General features: G+C 71.3%; 19 protein-coding genes. 9 read left to right on the top strand and 10 right to left on the bottom strand.

Features of this window, described 5'->3' with window-relative positions:
• Positions 1-158 precede the first annotated feature (158 nt).
• On the top strand, positions 159-3677 hold the full coding sequence (locus tag OG210_RS17830) for a discoidin domain-containing protein (RefSeq protein ID WP_328327816.1): 3519 nt from the start codon (positions 159-161) through the stop codon (positions 3675-3677).
• Positions 3678-3714: 37 nt separating this feature from the next.
• Here OG210_RS17830 and OG210_RS17825 read toward each other — a convergent pair whose 3' ends face one another.
• Both OG210_RS17825 and OG210_RS17820 read right to left on the bottom strand, forming a co-directional pair.
• Positions 3715-4308 (bottom strand): isochorismatase family protein, encoded by a 594-nt coding sequence (locus OG210_RS17825; protein ID WP_328327818.1) that lies wholly within the window; start codon positions 4306-4308, stop codon positions 3715-3717.
• 355 nt (positions 4309-4663) lie between these two features.
• Positions 4664-5059: an STAS domain-containing protein gene (locus OG210_RS17820; protein ID WP_328327820.1), complete on the bottom strand. Its 396-nt coding sequence runs from the start codon at positions 5057-5059 to the stop codon at positions 4664-4666.
• Positions 5060-5371: 312 nt separating this feature from the next.
• Between OG210_RS17820 and OG210_RS17815 the strand changes: the two genes are divergently transcribed.
• Both OG210_RS17815 and OG210_RS17810 read left to right on the top strand, forming a co-directional pair.
• The gene (locus tag OG210_RS17815) at positions 5372-5962 is read left to right on the top strand and encodes a sigma-70 family RNA polymerase sigma factor (RefSeq protein ID WP_328327822.1); all 591 of its coding nucleotides are present in this window, start codon (positions 5372-5374) and stop codon (positions 5960-5962) included.
• Complete coding sequence (locus tag OG210_RS17810) at positions 5959-7197, top strand: maleylpyruvate isomerase N-terminal domain-containing protein (RefSeq protein ID WP_371537607.1); 1239 nt, start codon at positions 5959-5961, stop codon at positions 7195-7197. The genes OG210_RS17815 and OG210_RS17810 overlap by 4 nt, the downstream gene beginning before the upstream one ends.
• Before the next feature lie 47 nt (positions 7198-7244).
• On the opposite strand, the gene OG210_RS17805 is transcribed toward OG210_RS17810, so the two are convergent.
• The 3 genes from OG210_RS17805 to OG210_RS17795 all read right to left on the bottom strand — a co-directional run bounded on the left by OG210_RS17805 (position 7245) and on the right by OG210_RS17795 (position 9441).
• Positions 7245-7988, bottom strand: coding sequence for a dienelactone hydrolase family protein (locus OG210_RS17805; protein ID WP_328335475.1), 744 nt, complete (start codon positions 7986-7988; stop codon positions 7245-7247).
• 126 nt (positions 7989-8114) lie between these two features.
• A complete protein-coding gene (gene purU / locus OG210_RS17800) occupies positions 8115-8966 on the bottom strand; it encodes a formyltetrahydrofolate deformylase (RefSeq protein WP_328327824.1) in 852 nt (283 codons plus the stop codon).
• 28 nt (positions 8967-8994) lie between these two features.
• Complete coding sequence (locus OG210_RS17795) at positions 8995-9441, bottom strand: hypothetical protein (RefSeq protein WP_328335476.1); 447 nt, start codon at positions 9439-9441, stop codon at positions 8995-8997.
• Between the two features lie 170 nt (positions 9442-9611).
• Between OG210_RS17795 and OG210_RS17790 the strand changes: the two genes are divergently transcribed.
• Positions 9612-10964, top strand: coding sequence for an ABC transporter substrate-binding protein (locus OG210_RS17790; RefSeq protein ID WP_328327826.1), 1353 nt, complete (start codon positions 9612-9614; stop codon positions 10962-10964).
• A 110-nt stretch (positions 10965-11074) separates the two neighbouring features.
• Here the strand turns inward: OG210_RS17790 and OG210_RS17785 are convergent, their stop codons facing one another.
• Together OG210_RS17785 and OG210_RS17780 are read right to left on the bottom strand one after the other, a co-directional pair.
• The gene (locus OG210_RS17785; RefSeq protein ID WP_328327828.1) at positions 11075-12733 is read right to left on the bottom strand and encodes a hypothetical protein; all 1659 of its coding nucleotides are present in this window, start codon (positions 12731-12733) and stop codon (positions 11075-11077) included.
• A 339-nt stretch (positions 12734-13072) separates the two neighbouring features.
• Entirely contained in the window at positions 13073-14461 is a 1389-nt protein-coding gene (locus tag OG210_RS17780) for a transcriptional regulator (protein WP_328327830.1), read from the bottom strand.
• 258 nt (positions 14462-14719) lie between these two features.
• On the opposite strand from OG210_RS17780, the gene OG210_RS17775 reads away from it, so the two are divergent.
• The 3 genes from OG210_RS17775 (at position 14720) to OG210_RS17765 (ending at position 17929) form a co-directional block, all read left to right on the top strand.
• Complete coding sequence (locus OG210_RS17775; RefSeq protein ID WP_328327832.1) at positions 14720-15391, top strand: bifunctional DNA primase/polymerase; 672 nt, start codon at positions 14720-14722, stop codon at positions 15389-15391.
• Between the two features lie 136 nt (positions 15392-15527).
• The gene (locus OG210_RS17770; protein ID WP_328327834.1) at positions 15528-16304 is read left to right on the top strand and encodes an ABC transporter ATP-binding protein; all 777 of its coding nucleotides are present in this window, start codon (positions 15528-15530) and stop codon (positions 16302-16304) included.
• The gene (locus OG210_RS17765; protein WP_328327836.1) at positions 16301-17929 is read left to right on the top strand and encodes a transporter; all 1629 of its coding nucleotides are present in this window, start codon (positions 16301-16303) and stop codon (positions 17927-17929) included. Before OG210_RS17770 ends, OG210_RS17765 begins: the two co-directional genes overlap by 4 nt.
• Positions 17930-17979: 50 nt before the next feature.
• Here the strand turns inward: OG210_RS17765 and OG210_RS17760 are convergent, their stop codons facing one another.
• Together OG210_RS17760 and OG210_RS17755 are read right to left on the bottom strand one after the other, a co-directional pair.
• Positions 17980-18846: an alpha/beta hydrolase gene (locus OG210_RS17760; RefSeq protein WP_328327838.1), complete on the bottom strand. Its 867-nt coding sequence runs from the start codon at positions 18844-18846 to the stop codon at positions 17980-17982.
• Between the two features lie 693 nt (positions 18847-19539).
• Positions 19540-20232, bottom strand: a complete 693-nt coding sequence (locus OG210_RS17755; protein WP_328327840.1) for a metal-dependent transcriptional regulator — start codon at positions 20230-20232, stop codon at positions 19540-19542.
• 126 nt (positions 20233-20358) lie between these two features.
• Between OG210_RS17755 and OG210_RS17750 the strand changes: the two genes are divergently transcribed.
• Both OG210_RS17750 and OG210_RS17745 read left to right on the top strand, forming a co-directional pair.
• Positions 20359-21129, top strand: coding sequence for an SIS domain-containing protein (locus tag OG210_RS17750; RefSeq protein WP_328327842.1), 771 nt, complete (start codon positions 20359-20361; stop codon positions 21127-21129).
• A 201-nt stretch (positions 21130-21330) separates the two neighbouring features.
• Positions 21331-22521, top strand: coding sequence for an AMP-binding protein (locus tag OG210_RS17745; RefSeq protein WP_328327844.1), 1191 nt, complete (start codon positions 21331-21333; stop codon positions 22519-22521).
• A 136-nt stretch (positions 22522-22657) separates the two neighbouring features.
• Here the strand turns inward: OG210_RS17745 and OG210_RS17740 are convergent, their stop codons facing one another.
• Positions 22658-23713, bottom strand: a complete 1056-nt coding sequence (locus OG210_RS17740; RefSeq protein WP_328327846.1) for an Lrp/AsnC family transcriptional regulator — start codon at positions 23711-23713, stop codon at positions 22658-22660.
• Positions 23714-23734 lie beyond the last annotated feature (21 nt).

The raw sequence follows: 23734 nt of genomic DNA, 5'->3' as shown, positions 1-23734 counted from the left end.
ACAGCCCGTCTGAACTTGCGCGAATCTGCGCGATGTTGAGCAGTACCAAACAGAGTCACGCATGCCCTTTGCATCGCCGACGTCACACCCGGCGGTACCGAACCCTGCCCTGGACTGCTCCGGAAACCCTCAACGCACAGACGGGGAGTGGCGGCACCATGGACAGATCCTCACTCGACATCAGCCGTAGGCACGCACTTCTCGGGGGACTTGCCGGCATCGGTGTGGCCCTGGTGTCCGGCAGCCCGGCCGGTGCTGTCGACCGCTCCCGGCCCCAGGAGCGCCGCGAACTCAGCCTCAACACCGACTGGGCCTTCTGGCGCGAGGACGCGGAAGGAGCCCAGGGCGGCCGGTTCGACGACTCCCGGTGGGCGGCGGTGTCGGTCCCGCACACGATGCGGCTGGAGAGCAAAAGCCCCTCCGCGTACGGGGTGTTCGCGGGTGTCGGCTGGTACCGGAGGTACTTCCGGATCGATCCGCACGACCAGGGCAAGCGGCTGACCTTGCGGTTCGAAGGCGTGCAGACCGACTGCGACGTCTACCTCAACGGCGTGCGACTGGCCGGGAACCACGGTGGGTACATCGGTTTCGGCGTGGACATCAGTGACTGCGCCCTCTTCGACCGGGACAACGTCCTCGCGGTGCGGGTGTCGAACGCGGACGATCCGCTGACGCCGCCGGGCAAGCCCCGTGACGAGCTGGGGTTCCTCACCTACGGCGGGATCTACCGGGACGTCACACTGCGGGTCACCGATCAGGTCCGGATCACGGACCCGCTGCAGGAGGACCGGGTCGCGGGCGGTGGTGTGTTCGTCACCTGCCTCGCAGCGAGCACCGAATCCGCGCGCCTCGAGGTGAGGACACACGTACGCAACGGCACCCGCGCGGACCGCCACGTGACGCTGACATCCACCCTGTTCGCGCCGGACGGTACGGCTGTTGCCGACGCCACCGCGACGGCGAACACCGCGTCGGGCGAGGGACACGACTTCGTCCAGAACCTCACCGTCCGCAGGCCCGAACTGTGGCACCCCGACCACCCGCACCTGTACCGGCTGGACAGCCGGGTCTCGTGCGAGGGCCACCCCACCGACTCGCTGACCACGATGACCGGCATCCGCCGTATCGACTACCGGGCGGACGGCTTCTGGCTCAATGGCGAACGGCTCTATCTGCGCGGCGCCAACTGCCATCAGAACTATGCCTACATCGGCGACGCGGCACCGGCCTCACTCCAGTACCGCGAGGCCCTGCGGCTCAAACTGGGCGGCTTCAACGCGGTACGGGCCGCGCACTACCCGCACGCCCCCGCGTTCCTCGACGCGGCCGACGAACTCGGACTGCTGGTGGTGGCCTGCGAGCCCGGCTGGCAGTACTGGAACGGCGACCCGACGTTCGTCGACCGCACGCACGCGGACATCGCCCGTATGATCCGCCGGGACCGCAACCACCCCTCGGTCATCCTGTGGGAGACCGCGCTCAACGAGACCGCGGTACCGGAGTCCTGGGCCCGGCAGGCCACCGCCATCGCCCACGCGGAGATGCCGTCCGACCAGATGTTCACCGCCGCCGACTTCGGTGAGTGGGGCCGGCAGCACTACGACGTGAACTACAAGGTCGTCAACCCCGACGGCTCCGACCCGGCCCCCACGAAGCCGTTCCTGACCCGCGAATGGGGCGACTGGGAGGACCCGTCCCGAGCCGGCCGGGACGACGGTGAGAGCGCCCTGATACAGCAGGTGGAGATCCGGCAGCGCTATCTCAACGGCGACGGCTACTGGGACTGGGGCGGTCTGGACGCCAACGACCGTATCGGCGGCTACTTCCTCTGGGTCTTCGAGGACTACGGAACCAACGACGTCTACCAGAAGTCCGGCGTGGTCGACATCGACCGCTACCCCAAGTTCTGTTACCACTGGCTCAAATCGATGCGGCCGGCCGAAGACATCACGGGCCTCGGACCCGTGGTCCACATCGCCAGTGCCTACACCGCGTCGTCCAGCCGGAAGGTCATGGTCTTCAGCAACGCCGACACCGTGCGGCTCTACCGGGACGGCAAACTGCTGGCAGCCAGGACCCGGGCCGAGAACGCCGCGACCGCGCCGCATGTCGCTGCCAAGGGCGGCAGCCCGTACTACCTCTTCGACCTGCCGTCCTTCCGGGCGGGTGAACTCACCGCCGAGGGCTACCTCCACGGCAAGCGGATCGCCACCCACACCGTGCGCACGCCCGGTGCCGCTCACCACATAGAGATCGAACCCGACGACGCGGGAGTGCGCGACGCGCTGACCGAACTGCTGACCCACTGCCTGGGCGGGGCGGCCGGACCGGACGACGTCGCCCCGCTGCTCGACCGGATCAGCCCGGACCAACTGCCGTCACTTGTCCGCCACCTGGGGATGCTGCGCGGCAGCCCGCTCCCCACCGCCTGGGTACAGACGCTCCGCACCTACACCCAGGCGCTGTCCCGCATCCAGCCGGTGGCCGACGGCCGTGACCTGATGCCCGTCTTCATCAAGGTCGTCGACGAACACGGCACCGTGGTCCCGGACTCCGCTCACACCGTCGCGGTCAGCGTCGCCGGCCATGGCAACCTGGTCGGCGCGGGCATCCCGCGGATCGCCGTGGAGACCCAGAAGGTGCAGGCCGGAATCGGCTACGCGCTGATCGCCACCGGCACCCGCAGCGGCCCGGTCACCGTCACGGTCACCGCCGACGGCCTGCGCGCCGCCCATCACACGCTGCAGACCCGGCCCAGTACCGCACCAGCCGTCGCCGACGGACACCACAGCGCGTGGCAGGACATCGCCACCCTGGAGGACCAGGGAACCCAGAACCCGGCACTGTTCAAAAAGACCACCGCGTCGAGTACGGCGCAGGGCACGGGCAACATGCCCGGCAATGCCGTGGACGACGACGAGACCACCCAATGGCTCGCCGCCGGAACCGGCACGGCGTGGTGGCAGGTCGACCTGGACCAGCGGTTCCCCCTCGACGGCTTCCAAATCGTCTGGGCCACAGCGCTGGACGCCTGCCAGTACTCGATTCTCACCTCCGACGACGCGAAGACCTGGACCACCGCGGTCGACGAGACCACCAACACCACCAGGGCCGGCACGGTCACCCACAGCGTGCACACCACAACACGCCATGTCCGGGTCGACATCCGCTCCGCGGCCGGGCACATTCCCGGCATCCGGGAGTTCCGCGCGATACCCCCCGGCACCACGGGCGGTGCGCCCCCGGTCGCCCCGGGCCCGGAGATCGCCCGTGACCGGATCACGACCGTGACCGCCTCCAGCTACGCTCCCGGCTTCGAACCGGACAAGGCCTTCGACGGCAACACCACGTTCGGCACCGGCTGGAGTGCTTCCGGCCCCTCCACCCCGCAGACCCTCACCGCCGAACTGGCCGTCCCTTTCACACTGGCCGGTGTCCGCGTCCACTGGGGCAAGGACAGCAGCACCTACACCTACGACCTGCAGGTCTCCACCGACGGCAGCTCCTGGACCACTGTCCTGAACCAGCTCACCCGCAGCGGCCAGACCACCCTCCCCGAAACGTTCACCGCCACCGGCATACGCTCCGTCCGCGCCGTGATCACCGACGTCACCGGAGGCGGCGGCCAGACCATCGCCGGCATCGCCGAGATGACCCTGTACGGCAGTCCGACGTAGACCGGGCCCCGCAGCAGGCCGGGGCCCCGGCCGGACCTCAGCTGTGGACGACGGGCTGACCGGTGAGTTCGATGCCCGCGCTCCGCATCTCGGTCAGGGCCTCGGCGGTGGTGTCGGGGGCGACGCCCGCGGTGTAGTCGAGCAGGACACGTGCGGCGAACCCCGCTTTGACGGCGTCCATGGCGGTGGCCTTCACACAGTGGTCGGTGGCGATACCGACCACGTCGACATCGGTGATGTTCTGGGCGCGGAGCCAGTCGGCCAGCCGTGTGCCGTTCTCGGTCGCGCCTTCGAAGCCGCTCTTCGACGCGGAGTGGGCGCCCTTGAAGAAGACCTCGTCGACCACGTCCGAGTCCGCAGTGGACGCGAAGCCGGGGTGGAAGTCGCTTCCCTCGCTGCCGGCCACGCAGTGCACGGGGAAGGAGTTCTTGTAGTCCGGATGGTCGGAGAAGTGACTGCCCGGGTCGTAGTGGTGGTCCCGGGTCGCGACGATCTGCTCGTACTGGCTGCCCGCCGAGGCCCGTACGAGTTCGGCGATGGCGGCGGCCCGGTCCGCACCGCCCTTCACCGGGACGCTGCCACCCTCACAGAAGTCCTTCTGCACATCGACGACAATCAGCGCACGGCCCACCGCACACACCCTTCTCGGAAGTCCTCGGTCCTGACCCGATCAGTGACCCAGTTCCCGCTGTGTCATGCACAACAGGCCGAGCGCACACCCGTTCGGTCCAGCCGGTCTCTCAGCACCTGTGCGTAGATGGCACTGTGCGAAAATCCCCGCCAGGACGGCCACGGATACGGACCTCGTACTCACACGCTCCGTCACTCAAGTGCGGTCGGCGGTACCGGTGGTGGGGCACCGCCCGGTCACCCCGGTCACCCGTCGCGAGCTGCTCGTGCGGCGCGGGATCAAGCGCACTCCGGGCGCGAACCCGGCGTGATCACCCGGCGCCGCCGGGCCACGACCGGGGCAGGTCCGGGCCCCGCTACGCCGAGATCGGCTGCGCGTCGTCCGCCGTGGCGTCGGACACGTCCGCGTACACCTCGAAGAGCCGCCGGACGCCCAGCGCCGCCAGCACCTTGTTCACATGTGCGGCGCCGCCCTGGCCCGACAGGCCGTCCACTTCGCCGCCGCCGGGCAGGATCAGGCGCAGCCGGCCCTGGCAGGAGCGCATCAGTCTGCGGGCCGCGATCAGTACACCGACGCCGCTGGAGTCGCAGAACACCACGTCCGACAGGTCGAGCACCACGTCGTGGCAGCCCACGGCCACCGCGTCATGGACCCGCTGCCGGACCTCGGGGGAGCTCACCAGGTCCATTTCGCCCGATATGCGCAGGACGAGCCATACACCGCGTTCGGCTTCGATCACGTTCAGCATCACGGGACTGGACCTCTCCGCTGTCGGTCTGCCGGTCCGGTAAGATCCGGAAGTTTGCGTTCCACACGGGCGGCTGCCCCACCGACCGCTCATGAAACACCGTCCCCACCATAAACACGCGGACGATTCCGCACAGAAGAGATCACACCAAGTCACCATCGACGTGGCCGGTCAAATGGCCGGACAGGTGTGTGAACCGCGGGGCCTCACTATCACCCCGGACCGCTCCGCGACCGCACTTGGTACAAACAGGCGCACTCCGCAGGCCCTGCGGTTACTGTCGAAAGGGACGAGGGGCAGATGTTTGGGGGACTCATGCCGAAGGACGCACCACCCCGGTGGGACCGCAGGATGCAGCAGCGGCTCGCGCGGGGTGAGGCAGCCGCGCTGGGCGAGCTGTACGACCGCTTCGCCTCCCTCGTACACAGCCTGGCCCACCGCGTGCTGGACGACGACGACGCGGCCGACCGCGTCACGCGTGAGGTCTTCGTGCACGTCTGGGAGAACCCGGAGGAGTACGAGCCGAAGCACGGTTCCATGCGCTCCTGGGTGGCCACCCTCGCCCACCGCCAGGCCGTCAGGCGGCTGCGCCAGGCCGAGACCGCCTCTCTCGCCGCCCGCGGTGAATCCACCACTGAGGAGACGGAAGAGCTTGAGCAGAAGGTGCGCAAGGCGTCGGCTGCGGCCCGCGCCGACTACATCGTGACGTCCATGCCCGCGCCGCTGCGCGCCGCGCTGGAGCTCGCGTACTTCCAGCGCAGGGACTACCGCCAGACCGCGGCCGACCTCGGAGTCACCGAGGACGAGGCACGGCGGCGGCTCAGGCTCGGGCTCCAGCTGCTCTCCACGGCCAACACCCGGCCCGCCGAAGGGGCCTCCCCGCCCGGATACGGCCGTGCCCTGTGACGGGCGCCGCCGAGGAGCCGGCCGGACGCCCCGACGAGGACCTGCCGTCTCGGATACCGGGACCGCGCGAGGCCGCCGACGACCTGGCCTTCCTTCCGACGCCTCCTGTCCCGACGCCGCCGGTGAAGCTCTCGCACAAGGTCCTGAAGTCGCTGCTCGGCGCCTGGGCGCTGGCGGCCTGCTCCCCCGAGGAGACCGAGGCGGTCGAGGACCACCTCACCGACTGCGCGCCCTGTGCGGACGAGGCGCTGCGGCTGCGGGACGCCGTGGCGCTGCTGCACACCGAACGGAACCTCGACCTCGACCCGCTGCTGCGGTCACGGGTGCTCCAGGGCTGCCTGGGCCGCAGGCCGGCCCGGATCCCGGTCCCGGGGTGGGCGGCGCCGTACGACGCGGAGACCGCCAGGCTGGACGCCCTGCTGAACGACTTCGGCGGCGCCGAGTGGCACGCCCCGGTACGGCTGAAGTGGTACGAGGAGGACCACGCCACCTCCCGGCGGACGACCGTCGCCGGTGTCATCGGCCATCTGCTGACCGTCGACGGCCTGGTCTCGACCGCGCTCGGCCTCGACGACGGACTGGACGGGATCCCGGGCAGCGAGCCGCCGCGTTCCCCCGCGGAGCGCACCGAGCGGTACTGGCGGGCGCTCGCCGCTCCCCCGGGCCGTACGATCCGCGAGCCGTGGCGCGAGCGGAGCCACGCCCTGATCCGTACGGTCTCCTTCGCGGGCCAGGACGTCCCGGAGGTCTCCGTACCGTACGGGGAGTTCAGCCTGCCGCTGCGGGACTCGCTCCTGGACCGGGCCTTCGAGTGCTGGCTGCACGCCGGGGACATCGCGGACGCCGTGGACTATCCGTACGACCCGCCGGCCTCGTCCCATCTCCACCTCATGATCGACCTGGCGGCCCGGATGCTGCCCACCACGCTGGCGGGCCGCCGCCGCTCCGGACTGGCGAGCCCGGCCCGCGGGCCGGTGCCGGAAGGGAAGCCGGGCCGTTCGCTGCGACTGGAGATCGAGGGCGCGGGCGGCGGCGACTGGTACATCGCCCTGGACTCCCCCGCCACGAAGGGCTCACCGGACCACGCGGTGGCACATGTCGCCCTGGACGGCGTGGAGTTCTGCCAACTGGCGGCGGGACACGTGGAGCCGGAGGAGGCGGTCGCCGGGCAGGAGGGCGACCGCGAGGCCATCCGGGACGTGCTGTTCGCCGCGGCGTCGCTCAGCCGGATGTAGCGCTTCAGGATGCAGCGCGGCAGGGTGATGCAGCGCGGCAGCCGGGCTCAGCCGTTGGCCAGGGTGCGGCCGAGCAGGGGGAGCAGGCGCTCCCAGTGCAGTCGCAGTCCGGCGGGGCTGAAGGCGTCGGTGTCGGACATGGTGAAGCCGTGGATGGTGCCGGGGTAGATCTCCGAGGTGTAGTCGACACCCGCGGCGTCCAGGGCCTGGTTGAGCTCGCCGAGGGTCTCGGGCGTCAAGTCGGTTGCGGCGTGGCCGAGGTGGACCTGGGCGGTGAGCGTGGACAGGAGCTGCTGCCTGTCGGACGCGTCGGTGCCCACGGGGCCGTGGAATCCGGCGACGGCGGCCACCTGGCCGGGGTGGGCCGCGGCGGTACGCATCGCCAGGAGGCCGCCGATGCAGTAGCCGGTCACCGCGACCGGTCCGGCGGCGACCTCGGGCCGGCCGGTGAGGAACGTGAGGTAGGCGTCGGCGTCGCTCAGGACGCGTTCGGCGGTGTGCGCCTTGATCAAGGGCATCAGCTGGGCGATGAGCCCGGTCCTGGCCTCTTCACCGATGCGCTCGGGAAGGTCGAACAGCGGTGTCGGGCCGTGCCGGTAGAAGAAGTTGGGGACGAGCACGTAGTACCCGTGCCCGGCCAGTTCGCGGGCCAACTCCCGGATCACGGGGCGGATGCCGAAGGCGTCCGCGTACATCAGGACGCCCGGGTGCCGCTCGCCGTCGTCGGGGAAGGCGGCGAAAGCGTCGGCCCGGCCGTCGGGGGTGGGAATCTGCAGTGCCTCGATGGGAATGGCGGAACTTCCTTACTGGAGTGCGTTCTTCTGAAGTGCGTCCCTCCGGAGGGTTCTCCGGAGTGCGTTCTCCGGGACTTCGTTCCTTCCGAAGTCCGCTCGGCCCAACGAACGGCGGCCACGCGCCTACGTGAACACCACCGTGCGGTGCCCGTTCAGCAGGATCCGGTGCTCCGCATGCCACTTCACCGCCCGCGCCAGCGCCTGGCACTCCACGTCCCGCCCGATCGCGACCAGCTGGTCGGGGGTGACCTCGTGGCCCACCCGCTCGACCTCCTGCTCGATGATCGGCCCCTCGTCGAGGTCGGCCGTCACATAGTGCGCCGTCGCCCCGATCACCTTCACGCCCCGCGCATGTGCCTGGTGGTACGGCTTCGCGCCCTTGAAGCTCGGCAGGAAGGAGTGATGGATGTTGATGATCCGGCCGTTCAGCGCCTTGCAGAGGTCGTCGGAGATGACCTGCATATAGCGGGCGAGCACCACCAGCTCGACGTTCTCCCTGCGGACCAGGTCGAGCAGCTCGGCCTCGGCCGCCGCCTTGTTGTCCTTCGTCACCGGGATGTGGTGGAAGGGGATGCCGTACGAGCCGACCAGCTCGGCGAAGTCCTGGTGGTTGGAGACCACAGCGGCGATCTCGACGGGCAGCGCGCCCGTACGGGAGCGGAAGAGCAGGTCGTTCAGGCAGTGGCCGAACTTGCTGACCATCAGGACGATCCGCATCCGGTCCTCGGCGCGGTGCAGCTGCCAGTCCATGTCGAAGGCGTCACCGACGGCGGCGAAACTCGCACGGAGCTTCTCCAGGGACACCGGCTGCTCGGCAGCGAAGTGCACCCGCATGAAGAAGAGGCCGGTGTCCCGGTCCCCGAACTGCTGGCTGTCCTCGATGTTGCATCCCGTGATGAACAGGTAGCTCGACACGGCATGCACAATGCCCTGTTTGTCCGGGCAGGAAAGCGTGAGGACGTACTGGTCGGTCATGACAGCAGGGTGCCACAACCGTCGGCCGTCAGGCCGCCCTGGTCACGATGCGGAGCACTTCCAGGGTGCGCGGCGCCACATCGGGGTCGTCACCGTCGGCAGCCGCCAGTCGGATATGGGCCTCGCGCGCGGCCCGTACCGCCTCCGGCCAGCCGTGGTGCTCCATATAGACCGATACGGGAGCATCTGCCCCGACCTGGTGCATGATGCGCAGCACGCGGAGCACGGCCACGTCCACGAGTGCGGCCTCACCGGAGTCCCGGAAGACCGTCCCGACGTACTTCTCGGCGGACCAGTTGTCGAGCCAGGTGTCCTCGACCAGCCGGTACACGGCGTCGGTGATGTCCCCGTACTCCTCCCGGCCCGCCAGCCAGCACTCCTGGTGGAAGGCCGGATCGGAGAGCATATGCAGCGCGGAGCGCACATTGGCGCGCCAGCGCCACCACGGCATGTCAGTCAACGGCATGCCGTCCATGGTGGTGGAGCGACGGGCGCGGCGGGAAGCGTTCGGGGAACCTTGCACAATTTCGATCGTACGTTCCCGCCGGACGGAGTCTGCCGGACCCCCGTAATTCACTCCGCCGTCACCCAGCGTTGAGGTCGGGCCACCGCCGCGTTACCCGCGGGGCGGCAGGGTTTCCGACCATGACCGGTTGGCGACGCTCCCTCACCGTCCTCGCGCTCTGCACCGCAGCCGGGGCCTCCTCCTCGCTGGTCGCCGGCTGCGGGTCGCTGCCCGGGGAGCAGGGCGGGTCCAGGGACACCGTCACCGTCATGACCTGGGCCCCCGAGTCCACCCGGGCGACCAATATGCCGGGGATGCCGGCCATGGCCGCCGCCTACGCCCGCTGGGTCAACGCCAGGGGCGGTATCGACGGCCACCGGCTCCGCGTCCTCACCTGCAACGACCACAACGACCTGATAGGCGCCGGGAACTGCGCCGAGCGGGCGGTCAAGGAGGGCGTGGTCGCGGTCGTCGGCTCGTACAGCCTCTACGGCCAGTCGTTCATGCCGCCGCTCGAAGCGGCGGGCATCCCGTACATCGGCGGATACGGCGTCTCCAGCGAGGAGTTCCGCTCCGCGCTCTCCTACCCGGTCAACGGCGGCCAGGCGTCCCTGCTCGCGGGCAGCGGGCGGCAGCTCGCCCGGGACTGCGACCGGGTCGCGCTGGTCAGGCCCGAGACCGTCGACGGCGACGAGCTGCCGAACCTCCTCGACACCGGTCTCGGGGAGGGCGGCCGGGGCCCGGCCGAGGACATCCCCACCACCGAGGACGCGAGTGAGTACGGCGCGCAGGCCGCCGAGGCGCTCAGAGCCGTTGGCACGGGGGCCGGCACGCCGGGCGCGCTGTCCTCCGGCAGCGGGACGACCGATGGCGGGACGACCGGCAGCGGGACCGGCACGGGGTGTGTGAGTGCGGTGCTCGGCGACCGTACGCAGACGTTCGTCGACTCGTTCCGACGGCAGGAGGGGTCCGGCCCGCCGGAGGGGCCGGGCCGGCAGGTGCGGATCGCCTCGGTGCTGGGCAGCGTCGGGCAGGGCCTGGTCGACAGCACGGGCGGCAAGGACGGGCCGTACGAGGGCGCGTACATCACCGGCTGGTACCCGGTGGCGGGGGATCCGCGCTGGCAGCCGATGCGCGACGTGATCGACAAGTACGCCTTCAACGACAACAGGGTCGACCCGGCCGACGCCGGCGTGGAGACCACCTGGATCGCGTACACCGCGCTGAAGGAGGTCATCGAGTCGCTCGGCAAGGACCACGTCACGGCGGACGACCTGACCGGGGCGCTCGACGGCGGGCTCGCCGTGCGGACCGGGGGGCTCACCCCCACCCTGCGGTGGCGCTTCCAGGACATGCTGGCGTCGCGGGACTTCCCCCGGCTGGTGAACCACCGGGTGACCTGCCAAGTGGTGCGCGGGGGGCGGCTGGTGGCACTGCGGAAGGGCGCCGTGGATGTGGGGCCGACGCTGGAGAAGGCGTCACTGTCGGAGTGAGACAGGCGGGGGGCGCCCCGCCCCTGTGCCCTTTGTGTTCTTCGCCAAGCCAGGCGTCAAGCGAGGCGGAGACTGCCTGCGCGGCCGTCCCCGCCGTCGTCCCCCGGCCGTCAGAGCTGGTCGCCCCTGCGCTGCGTCAGGCTGTACTTGTCCGCGATGGCGTTCCACAGGGTCGACGCCTCCTTCTTCGCCGCGGTGGCCTGACCGCTGGCCGCGTCCCCGCGGCCGGCCGCCGGAGTGCGCTTGGCATGGCCGTGCTTGCACTCCTTCTTGCCATTCGCCGCGACGGCGTGGGCCCAGTCCGCGTACTGCTCGTCGGCGGTCGCCGAGGCGTTCCACCCCGTGGTCAGCGCTGCGGTCAGCTTGGCGTGGTCCGGCAGCTTGTCGACCGAGAGCGTGCCGAGCCGGGTCACCAGCGCGTGGCGCTGCTTGGCCGCGCCACGCAGGTCCGACGCCGCCTTCGGCAGGTTCTGGCAGGAGCGGATGCTGCCGACCGCCGCGATCACCGCTGAGCGGCTGTTGTTGCTGTCGGCGAGCAGTTTGTCGAGCGCGACGGCCTGCGGCTGCGCCGGGTCCTTCGCGGCCTCGGGGGCCGCCTTCGAGCCGGTGGTCGATGTGGCGCCCGCGGGCTGCTGGTCGTCCTTCTTGTCGGAGCCGCCTCCGCTGAGCAGCGCACCGGCGCCGAGGCCGATGACGGCGCAGCCGACGACGACAGCGGCGATGACCGGCGTACGGGACTTGCGCCTGGCTGTTCCGGCGTCGGCCCGGGAGGGCGGCTCCGGGGCGTACTGCGGCTGCTGCGCGCCGGGTTGCTGCGGCCGGCCGTACGGGTCGTTGCCGGGCGGCGCGTTGTGCGGGGCGCCGCCGCCGTACGGAGCGTTGCCGTAGGGAGGCTGGGGGTCGAAGCGCGGCAACTGCTGCGTCTCACCGGCTGCTTGCGGACCTGCCGCGTTGTCCGTACGGAAGAGATTGTCGAACTCGGCGGGCGGCTGCCGGTCCTCGGGGGCTCCGGGTCTGATGCCGTAGGGAGCGCTGGAGGGGGCGGGCGGGACCGGCGGCAGGAACTGCGTGGGGTCCGCGTCGGACCCAGCGGCTGCCGGAGCGGGCCCGGACTGCTGGTGGTAGCCCAGGTACTGGGTGGACTCCGCCGGGTTCCCGGGCGGCGCGGGGACGGGGGCGATGAACTGCGTCGCATCGCTGTCGCCTGCGCCCGGAACGGCCTCGGGGGGCAACGGCTGTGCGAACGAAGGGGTTTGCGGTGCACCGTGCGCGGGATTGTGCGCCGGGTTGTGCGCCGGCATCTGCGGGCTCTGTGCCGGGTTCTGCGCCATGTTCTGCTGCTGCCCGTGCGACGGATACTGCTGCGCGGCGGGGGGCAGCGGCTGCGACGCCGGCGGCTGCTGCTGGTACGGCTGCTCGTACGGCCGTTGCTGCGGCGGCATGTGCTGCGGGAACTGCGGCTGCTGGGGCTGCGGTTGCTGCTGCGCCTGCTGCTGGTACGGCTGCGGAAGCTGCTGCTGGGGCGGCGGGGGCAGCTGCTGCTGGTGCGGCTGCTGCGGTATGTGCGGAGGCTGCTGCTGGGGCGGCTGGGGTCCGCCGTCCTGCGGCCCCCAGGGCTGGCCCCACGGCTGGCCACCGGCCGGGATCGTGTGCTCGCCCGCGACTTCCGGGATCCACGGACCACTCCCGTCGGACGGCAGTACGACACCTTCGTGCGCGCGCCGCACAGCTGGAAGCTGCGGCTCGTCGCCCTGTCCGTTCTGCGTCACCGGGACTCCTACTGCACGTGGACCTACGGAATCGTCGGTTCACGCTACCGGGTGAACCGACGCGTCTGCCACGGGGCGGTGGATGGGGGTGTGCGATGTAACACATGCGGGGCACCCGGCGCTGTTTCTGGGGCGGCGGAGGTGCGCGCACGGACCGGTTGGCTTGTTCTCGCCCCTGCCGTACGCGGGTTGCCACAGCCCGCACACAGGACGGGCCGGGGCGGTGCACAGCCTCCTGATCCCGGGCACCGGCCCGCCGCCGCCTCCTTCCGCTTCCCCTTCCCCCGGCGTCTTCCCTCGGCGTCTTCCCTCGGCGACTTCGCCCCGGCGCCCGGGCCACTACGCCGCCAGGATGTCCATCCGCGCCCCCAGTTCCCGGACCACCGTCTCCTCCCCGAACGGCTCCAGCCGCCCCCGCAGGTCGTCCAGATAGTCCGCCCCCCGGCCCGACCGCACCGTGCCCAGCAGTTCCACCGCGCGGGTCCCCGTCCGGCAGGCCTGTTCCACCTCTCGCTGCTGGAGCTGCGCCGTGGCCAGCAGGACCAGACCGATCCCCCGGCGGCGGGCCTTCGTCTCCGGCAGGCCGGCCAGGGCCTCCTCGGCGCGGCTCTCGCCCGCCGCGCCCTGGCCCAGGTCGCGGTGGCAGTGCGCCAGCTCGTCCGCCAGATACGCGCCGTCGAAGTGGGCGATCCACTCCGGGTCGTCGCCCGCGTCCGTACCGGACTCCGCGCGGTCCATCGCCGCCAGGGCCCGGCCCGCCACCGCCTCGGTGGCCCGTGCGTCGCCCATCAGCGCGTGGCCGCGCGCCTCCGCCGCGTAGAACATCGACTCGGCGCGCGGCGTGACCCGCCCGCGCGCGCCTTCCTGGGCCGCCCGCGCGAGCTGCGCGATCTCGCGCGGGGTGCCCAGCTCAGCCGCGAGGTGGCTCATCGAAGCGGCCAGCACATACCCGCCGTAGCCGCGGTCGCCCGCCGCCTGGGCCAGCCGCAGGGCCTGGATGTAGTAGCGCTGGGCGAGTCCCGGCTGACCGGTGTCGACCGCCATGTACCCGGCGAGTTCGGTCAGCCTGGCGACGGCGGCGAACAGCTCGCGGCCCACCCCGTCGCGGTACGAACCGGCCAGCAGCCCGGACACCACGCTGTTCAGGTAGTGCACGACGATCGGCCGGACATGGCCGCTGCCGAACCGGTGGTCGAGCTCGGTGAGCGCGGCGGTCGTCGCCCGTACCGCCTGGACGTCGGACGGCCCGACCCGCGCCCCGGCGGCCCGCGCCACCTGCGGGTCCGCTCCGGTGATCAGCCAGTCCCGGCTGGGCTCTACCAGCGCGGACGCGGCGACCGTGGATCCGGAGAGGAAGTCGCGGCGCCCGACGTCGCTGCGCCACAGCTCGCAGACCTGCTCGATCGCGCCGAGCACGGTCGGCGAGAACTGCAGCCCGACCCCGGAGGCCAGGTTCTTTCCGTCGGCCATCCCGATCTCGTCGATCGTGACCGTACGGCCGAGCTTGCGGCCCAGCGCCTCGGCGATGATGCCCGGCGCCCGGCCACGCGGCTGCTGCCCGCGCAGCCATCGCGCGACGGACGTCTTGTCGTAGCGGAGATCGACACCGCGCTCCGCCCCCACCATGTTCACGCGACGGGCGAGACCGGCGTTGGAGCAGCCGGCTTCCTGGATGAGTGCCTGCAGCCGTTCATTGGGCTGACGGGCGACGAGAGGCCTGGCGGCCATGAATACCCCCTGATACGTGCGGCGATCACTGATCCGGTCGGGTTGATCACTGCCCGGGAAATGTCGGGAGAATGCGGTGAAAGACGGGAGTAATCCCGGCATTCTTCTTGCATCCTGCTGAGGGATACCCCCTCCAGGGGGTGCATTCGCCTGCGCGCCCCCGCCCATGCCTCCATGCGCCCCGTATGCCGTCAAAGTACCGCTCTCCCGGGCGTGTTGGCCCCGTAACCCCAGGTGGCGGCGGGAGTTGAGCTGTTCGTGAAAGAGACCAGCACGGGCACGCAGGCCGCACAGATCCCCCAGCAGCGCACAGAACTGCTGCTGGACAGCGCCGTACGGTACGCGGAGGAGCGGCACTGGAACGTGCTCCCCGGCACCTGGCTGGAGGCGAGGGGCGGTGTCGAGCGCTGCTCCTGCGGGGACGCCGCGTGCTTCGCGCCCGGCGCACACCCCACGCGCCCCGACTGGGCGGCCGAGGCCACCGGCAGCGCCACCGCCGCCCGCGCCCTGTGGTCCAAGCAGCCGCGGGCCTCGATCCTGCTGCCGACCGGGCGGACCTTCGACGCCATCGACGTGCCCGAGACCGCGGGCTTCCTCGCGCTGGCCCGGATGGAGCGGATGGACGTCACACTCGGCCCGGTGACCTGCACGCCCCACCGCCGGATGCTCTTCTTCGTACTGCCGGGCGCCGGGGCCAAAGTGCCTGATCTGGTACGGAGGCTGGGGTGGGCGCCGTCCACGATCGATCTGGCGGTCCGTGGCAAGGGCGACTACGTCGCGGCGCCGCCCACCCGGGTCGGGGCCGCCGGGGCCGTGCAGTGGGCGCGGCGGCCGACGGCCGCCAACCGCTGGCTGCCCGACGCGGACGAGCTGGCCGGCTCCCTCGCGTACGCCTGCGGCCAGGAAACCCGGACCACCGGTAGCCGGTAGGGAGTCGGGCCCGGGACGCCGACAGCGGGTCGAGTACGGCGGGCGGCCGGAAACCGGGTCCCGGTGCGGGGCCCGGCCTGGCGGCAAGCGACCGTAGGGTGGGCGCAAGAGCTGGGACTCCGAAAGGCGCTGCACCATGCCGGACCAGGCAGCCGTACGGGTAAAGGGACTGTGGAAGCGGTTCGGGGAGCAGATCGCGGTCGCCGGGATCGATCTCGATCTGCCCGCGGGCCAGTTCATCGGCCTGGTAGGCCCCAACGGCGCGGGCAAGACCACCACCCTGTCCATGGTGACGGGCCTGCTCAGGCCGGACCAGGGCACCGTCGAAGTGGCGGGCCACGACGTCTGGCAGGACCCCGTAGCGGTCAAGTCCCGGATCGGCGTACTGCCCGAGGGACTGCGGCTGTTCGAGCGGCTGTCGGGGCGTGAACTCCTCGCGTACAGCGGGCGGCTGCGCGGACTGCCCGGCACCGAGGTCGACAAACGGGCCACCCAGCTCCTGGACGTACTCGACCTGGCGGGCGCCCAGCACAAACTGGTGGTCGACTACTCGACCGGGATGCGCAAGAAGATCGGGCTGGCCGCCGCGCTGCTGCACAACCCCGAAGTGCTCTTCCTGGACGAGCCGTTCGAGGGTGTCGACCCGGTCTCCGCTCAGACGATCCGCGGTGTGCTGGAGCGCTACACCCGCTCCGGCGCGACGGTCGTCTTCTCCAGCCATGTGATGGAACTGGTCGAGTCGCTCTGCGACTGGGTGGCGGTGATGGCGGGCGGCCGGATCCGCGCACAGGGCCCGCTCGCGGAGGTACGCGGAACGGCACCCTCCCTCCAGGAGGCCTTCCTCGAACTGGTCGGCGCGCACGGCAGGCACGCCGGGGACAGCCTCGACTGGCTGGGCGGGAGCCCGCGATGACCGCGACGACCGCCGCCGCCCCGGACACCCGGCGGCCCGCCCCCTCCCTCACCGCCGTCTTCATCCGGCTGAAGCTCTCCCTGCTCCGCAACGGCCTGCGCCAGTCGTCGGGCCGCAGAGCCGCGTACATCGCGTCGGTCGCCGTCTCCCTGTTCTTCGCGGTGCTGCTGCTCCTCGGCCTCGTCCTGCTGCACGGCCGCGCGCACGCGGGCACGCTGACCGTCATCCTCACGCTGGTGCTCGCGGTGGGATGGGCGGCGATGCCGCTGTTCTTCCCCGGCGGGGACGAGACGCTGGACCCGAGCCGTCTGGTGATGCTGCCGCTGCGTCCGGAACCGCTCGTACGGGCCCTGCTCGCCGCCTCGCTGGTGGGCATCGGACCGCTGTTCACGCTCTGCCTGGCGGTCGGTTCCGCCTTCGCGGTGGCGACGAACGCGGCGGCCGCGGTGGCCGCCGTCATCGCCGTTCCGCTCACCGTGCTGAGCTGTGTGGCGCTGGCGCGGGCGGTGGCCGCCGCCAACGTCCGGCTGCTCACCTCGCGCAAGGGCCGCGATCTCGCCGTACTGAGCGGTCTGGTGATCGCGATCGGTATCCAGGCGGTCAACTTCGGGGCGCAGCGGCTCGGCAGGGCCGGCGGGCTCTCCGCGCTCGACCCGACCGGGGACGTGGTGCGGTGGCTGCCGCCGGCCTCCGCGATCGGCGCGGTCCACTCGGCGAGCGCCGGCTCGTACGGAACGGCCGTGGCCCAACTCGCCATCGCCGCGGCCTTCCTGGTGATCATGCTCCGTGCCTGGCGGCGCACCCTCGTCCGGCTGATGACCTCGCCGGACGGCTCGACACTCGCGGCGGCCGGGCCGGGCCGCAAGGAGTCGGCGGGGGGCTTCTCGCGGCTGCTGCCCGAAGGCCGTACGGGCACGGTGATGCTCAGGACCCTGCGCTATATCTGGCGCGACCCGAAGACCAAGGCCGCGTGGATCGCCTCGCTCGCGATCGGGCTGATCGTGCCGCTGCTCAACGCGGTGCAGGGCAGCGGTTCCATCTACTTCTCGTGCTTCGCCGCGGGGATGCTCGGCATCCAGATGTACAACCAGTTCGGCCAGGACACCTCGGCGTTCTGGATGGTCGCGCAGACCATCTCGTCGCCCGGGGACGCGTACGCCGAACTGCGGTCGCGCGCCCTGGCACTCGCCCTGATCACCGTCCCGTACACGGCGCTGGTCACGGTGGTCACGGCCGGGCTGCTCAGCGACTGGGGCGCGCTGCCCGAGGCGATGGGGCTGGCGTTCGCACTGCTCGGCGCGATGCTGGGGACGGGCGCCGTGACCTCGGCCCGCTTCCCGTACTCCATCCCGCAGGACAACGCCCACAAGAACATCGCCCCGGGCCAGGCGGGGCTCGCCTGGATCTCCATCTTCGGCGGCATGGTCTCGGCGGCCCTGCTCTGCTCACCGGTGATCGCCCTGCTGATCGCGCTGCATGTCACCGGCAACGAGCCGTATCTGTGGATCCTGCTGCCGCTGGGCGCGCTGTACGGGGCGGCGGCGGCCTGGGGCGGCCTGCGCGCGGCCGCACCCCAGGCGGCCGGCCGGCTGCCGGAGATCCTCCTGGCGGTCAGCAAGGGGTGAGCTGTGTGTGTGGGGGGGGGGTGGGCCGGGGGCTGCCCGCCGGCTTCTCCCTACTGCGCGACCACCGCGTCCAGGAACGGTTCTATCGCCGCCCGCCACGCCTCGGGCTGGTCGTAGTGGACCAGATGGGCCGCGTCGGCCACTTCCGCGTACTCACCGCGGGGCAGCACCCGGACCATCTCCTGCGACTCCGCCCGCCCCAGCTCGCCGTCCAGGCCGCGGACCACCAGCGCCGGGCACTGCACCTGGGCCAGCTCCTCCCAGTGCGCCTCGAAGACCCAGGTCTCGCGGGACCTCAGCATCTGGCGGCGGGAGAAGACCGGCCGCCAGCCGTCGGCGCTCTCCGCCATCACCTCGGCGAAGAACTCACCGCGGGACGGATTCGGGCGCTCCACCCACGGGTCGTCCTCGCCGAACCACTTCCGTACGTCGGCGAGTGTCGCGAAGGGGACGGGCCAGGACGTGAACCAGTCCTCCCATTCGCGCTGGGAGGCTATCCCCAGGGCGGAGGCCCGCATGTCGCAGATGATCACGGCCCGGACCAGGTCCGGCCGTTTGGCCGCGAGCTGCCAGGCAGTGAGGGCGCCCATCGAGTGGCCGATGAGGGTCACGGGAGCGAGCCCCAGCTGGATGACCGCGGCCTCCGCGTCGGCCACGTAGGCGTCACGGGTGTACGGGCCTTCGGCGGGCTTGTCGCTGCGTCCGTGGCCGCGCTGGTCGAGGGCGACCGCGCGGTGCCGCTCGGAGAGCCAGCGGGCGGTGGAGGCCCAGTGCGAGGCGCGGCCCATCAGCCCGTGCAGCAGTAAGACGCCGGGAGGGCGCTCGGCGTCCCCGTCGGTCTCCTTGGGCGGGTCGGCGAACTCCCAGGCAGCAAGGCATACGCCGTCGGGTCCGGTCACGTCGATGCGCTGCACCATGTTCTGGCACCCCCTTCAGTCCCCCGGGTGGTCGGTCCGCACCTGCCGCAGGCCGCTCAGTGGTAGATCCGTGTCCATGAATCCGCAGATCCGCAGACCGTGTCCATGGACTCGTGGATCCGTGTCCATGGATCCGTGTCCATGGATCCACGTCCGTAGATCCATGTCGCGTCACACAGGCTATCGAACTCGCATTCGAAAATGCGGTTCCCTTCCTCAACACCCCACCTTCGAGTGACAACTCCCCAGGGTTGAGGGTTGCTGCCCGGGGGAGATTTTGTGCGGGGGGCGGACCACTCGGGGATGAGGGTCCGGTCAGGCCGACCTTGAGAGCTCGGGGCTCCAGGTCGGCGCGGGGAGGTCAGGCCCCGGCGCTTCCGAGCGCCGGGGCCCTCTGCGTGTGGGACCTCCTGGTGCGGGACCCCCTGCGGGGCCCGGCACGGGACCCGCTGTGGGACCCGGCGAGTCCGCGACAGACGCATGCACCTGCTCCCCTCCCTACCGGACGGGCCGCTTCGGGCCGCGTCAGGTCCGGACCTGGCACCGTCGTCAGGTATAGGCGCCAGCCTCGCACGGGTTACGTGCGGCCGGGGCCGTTCCCGCACCATTGCGCGGGCCGACCGCAGCCGTCCGCCCGGCGCAGGGTGGCCCCGTGCTTCTGCACCACTGCTGTCGCTGCTGCTGTCGCTCCGGCTACTGCTTGGCCACAAAGACGTGCGAAGCGACCACGGGGTTGAGCTCGGCGGCCTCGCCGCCGCTACCCACCAGGACCCCGCCGGGCGACTCCGTGACGCTCACCACCGAGCCGGGCTGCACCCCCGCGCGACGCAGTGTGTACATCAGCTGGGCGTCGGTCTGGATGGGCTCGCCGATCCGGCGCACCACCACGTTCTTCCCGTCGGCGCCCGGATCGAGGTCGGCCAGGCTCAGCAGGCCCTCGTCGAGGAAGGGATCCGCCTCGGCCTTCTCGCCCAGCTCCTCCAGGCCCGGGATCGGATTGCCGTACGGCGACTCCGTGGGGTGGCGCAGCAGCTCCAGCACCCGCCGCTCCACCGCCTCGCTCATCACGTGCTCCCAGCGGCAGGCCTCGGCGTGCACCTGCTCCCACTCCAGGCCGATCACGTCGACGAGGAGGCACTCGGCCAGCCGGTGCTTGCGCATGACGCGCGTCGCCAGCCGGCGGCCCTCATCCGTCAGCTCCAGGTGCCGGTCGCTCGCGACGGCCACCAGGCTGTCACGCTCCATGCGCGCCACGGTCTGGCTGACCGTCGGCCCGCTCTGGTCGAGCCGCTCCGCGATGCGGGCCCGCATGGGGACCACACCTTCCTCCTCCAGCTCAAGGATGGTGCGGAGGTACATCTCCGTAGTGTCGATCAGCCCACTCATACGTGCCCCTATGTTCCGCTACCGCTATGGCCCTCATCCAATACTGACGCATACCTCCGACAACCGGCCCGCGCAGGACGGGGGCGGTATTGACACCGCCCTGGTACGGACCGCACCGTGATGCGCATGAGCAGCGAGAACAGCGGGAGCAGCGGCCTTGCCGGCAAGTTCTTCGACGCCGCGATCGGCCTGCTGCGGCAGGTGCGGGACGAGGAGTCACAGAACGTGGCGGCGGCCGGTTCGGCGATGGCCGACACCGTGCAGGCGGGCGGCCGCCTCTTCGCCTTCGGCGCGGGCCACTCCTCGCTCGCCGCTCAGGACGTGGTCTACCGCGCGGGCGGCCTCGCGCTGATGAACCTGCTCGCTGTCCCCGGCACCCTCGGCGTCGACGTCAGGCCGGCCACGCTCGGCTCGGCCCTGGAGCGGGTCGACGGTCTCGCGAGTGCCGTGCTCGACTCCAGTCCGGCCGCGGCGGGCGACGTCCTCGTGGTCATCTCGCTCTCCGGGCGCAACGCGCTCCCCGTGGAGATGGCGATGAGCGCCCGCGCCCTGGGCCTGAAGGTCATCGGCGTGACGTCGGTGGCGTACACGAAAGAGACCACGTCACGGCACTCGTCCGGTACGTATCTCAAGGACCACTGCGACATCGTGCTGGACAGCCGGATCGCGGTGGGCGACGCGGAGCTCACCGCCGAGGGCGTCGAGGCGCCCTTCGCGCCCGCGTCGACCGTCGTCACCAGCGCGCTGATGCAGGCGATGATGGCCTCGGCGGCGGGCGAACTGGCCCACCGCGGCATCGAGCCACCGCTGCTGCGCTCGGGCAATGTCGACGGCGGGCCCGAGTGGAACGGCCGCGTGCTGGCGGAGTACGGCGACCGGATCTTCTACCAGCACTGAGGGCGGACGCCCCCCCTGTCCCCCGGCGCGGGAGCACCCGGAACCCTCGACTGTGGTTTCATCCAGCCGAGTTGCGCACATATCGACCGGAACTCTCATTGAGTACACCGTGGTCCGGCCATAGGTTCGCGCCGAGACCGACACCGCGGTGTGTCCGGCTGCCGGGGTCTCCGCACCCGCTCCCGCAGGAGGACAGGAACCATGCTTGACGGCTTCACCCCCTGGCCCGACGAGGAAGCGGCACGCTACCGGCGGGCCGGGTACTGGCAGGGCCGCACGCTCGGCGGTCTGCTGCGGGACTGGGCCCGTGAACACAGCACGCGGACCGCCCTGGTGCACGGCGGCAGCCGTATGACGTACGCGAATCTGAACCGGCGGGTGGACCGCATGGCCGCCGGTCTCCGGCTGCGCGGCATCCGTCCGGGAGACCGGGTGGTGGTGCAGCTGCCGAATGTGCCCGAGTTCGTCGTCTCGGTGTTCGCGCTCTTCCGCACCGGGGCGATTCCGGTGTTCTGCCCCGTCGCTCACCGTGCTGCCGAGATCAGCCGTCTCGTCCGCGGGACCGGGGCTGTCGGCTATGTCGGTCCCGATTCCTACCGCGGCTTCGACCACGCCGGAACGGCCTCCCGCATCTCCGCCGAATTCCCCCTCCTGCGGCGCGTCTTCACCTGGTCCGGGACCGGTACGCCGGCCGGTGGCTTCTCCGTTTCGTCGGACGGGTGCCTGTCCTTCCCGCTGAGTTCCATCGACGCCCCGCCCGAGCCGGACCCGCCGCTCGACGCCGGATCGGTGGCCTTCTTCCTGTTGCCCGGTTTCCTGTCGTCCGGCTTCCCGTCGTCGTTAGGTTTCCTGTCGTCCGGCGGAGGGGCCACGCCGGGAGCGACCGCGCTGCCCGAGCTGATCCCGCGTACCCATGACGACTACGCGTACCAGACCCGCGCCACCGGCGAACTCCTCGGGCTCACCCGGGAGGACGTGTATCTGGCGGCTCTGCCGGCGGAGTCCAACTTCGCCTTCGGCTGCCCCGGCATCGTCGGCACTCTCGCCGCCGGAGGAACGGTCGTCCTGACCGAGGACCCGGGCCCCGCAGCGGCCTTCCGCGCCATCGAAAGCGAACGCGTGACGTTCACGTCCGTCGTACCGGCCATCGCCGCGCAGTGGCTGGACGCCCTGCCCGGCGCGGCAGAGGATCTGTCCAGTCTGCGGGTGATGCAGATCGGAGGAACACCACTGCACCGTGCGCCGGTCGAACACCTGCCGCCCGGGTTCGACTGCCGGGTGCAGAAGGTGTACGCGAGGGGCGAGGGGCTCCTGTCCGTCGCCCGCCTGGACACGGACGGCAACCTCATCATCGAGCAGGCGTCACGGGCACAGCAGGCATCACTGACATAGCAGGAGCCACGTGACGTAGCAGGAGCCACCGGCGGAGGAGCGGAGTCACTGGCGTCACGGAGCCACCGGCGTCGGAACGGAGCCACTGGCGTCACGGAGCCACCGGCGTCGGAGCGGAGTCACTGGCGTCACGGAGTCACCGGCGTAGCGGAGCTACTGGCGTCACCGGCATCACCGGTGCCCAAGGGTCGACCGGAACCGCGCCCGCCGCGCGTCCCCTGCCGTCCAGCAGGCGCCCCATCAGCTTGGTCTGCCGCAGCACGATCGACCGGTCCTTGAGCCGGAGCTGCGGCAGCCGCTCGCCGAGCTGGGTCTCCAGCCGCTGTACGTCCTGGATGGAGTGCAGCCAGACCGTGAACAGCAGGTTCTGCGGCCCGGTCACCGACGCGCACAGCCGTACCTCGGGAAGGGTGAGCAGGACACGGACCGCCTCCGGCAGACGGTCCGCGGGGATGCCCGCCCACAGCGTCGCCGACACCGGCCATTCGGTCAGCTCACGGGCCACCTCGCAGCGCAGCGCCAGATCGTGGTCGGCGACCAGCCGGCCCACCCGGCGACGGACGGTGGGGGCGCTGAGGCCGACGGCCCGGCCCAGTTCCACGGCGTTCTCGCGGCCGTTGCGGGACAGTTCCGGCAGCAGCGCGCGGTCAGGGCCGTCGAGCCCCGCCGGTGAGCCGGTGCGCGGGGGCGGCGAGGTCAGGCGCAGGCGTTCGCTCTGCAGGGTGGTCAGCGCGCGCAGCCGCCAGCGGCTGCCCTCCCCGTAGAGGCGGGTGCCGATGGAGGCACGGGTGGAGGTGACACCTGGCAGCGCGGCGATCCGGCGCAGCAGCAGCTCGGAGAGCTCGCCCAGGCCGGGGACGAAGACCGTGATCAGCAGGTCGCGCCCGCCGGCCATGTGCTCGACGGTGGCGACTTGCGGCAGCACGACGAGCGTGTCGGCGACGGATTCGACGCTGCCCGCCCGGCAGTCGACCTCGACGAAGGCGGTGCACAGCCGCTCGATGAGGCGGCGGCCGGGATAGCCGGTGACCCAGGCCAGCCCCGCGCCCTGCAGCCCCTTCCAGCGGCGGGCCGCGGTGACCGGGTCGATACCGAGGACCGGGGCGAGGGTCTGCCAGGACGCGCGCGGGGCGATCTGCAGCGCGTGGACCAGCTGCGCGTCGAGCCCCGCGATGACACCGGAATCCTGCATGACGTCCGCCTTGCTGAGGCT

Origin of the sequence: Streptomyces sp. NBC_00466 (genome assembly GCF_041433995.1) — a bacterium.
GTDB lineage: Bacteria > Actinomycetota > Actinomycetes > Streptomycetales > Streptomycetaceae > Streptomyces.
Note: the sequence above shows the minus strand (reverse complement) of the source record. Positions and strands in the feature narration are given on the sequence as shown.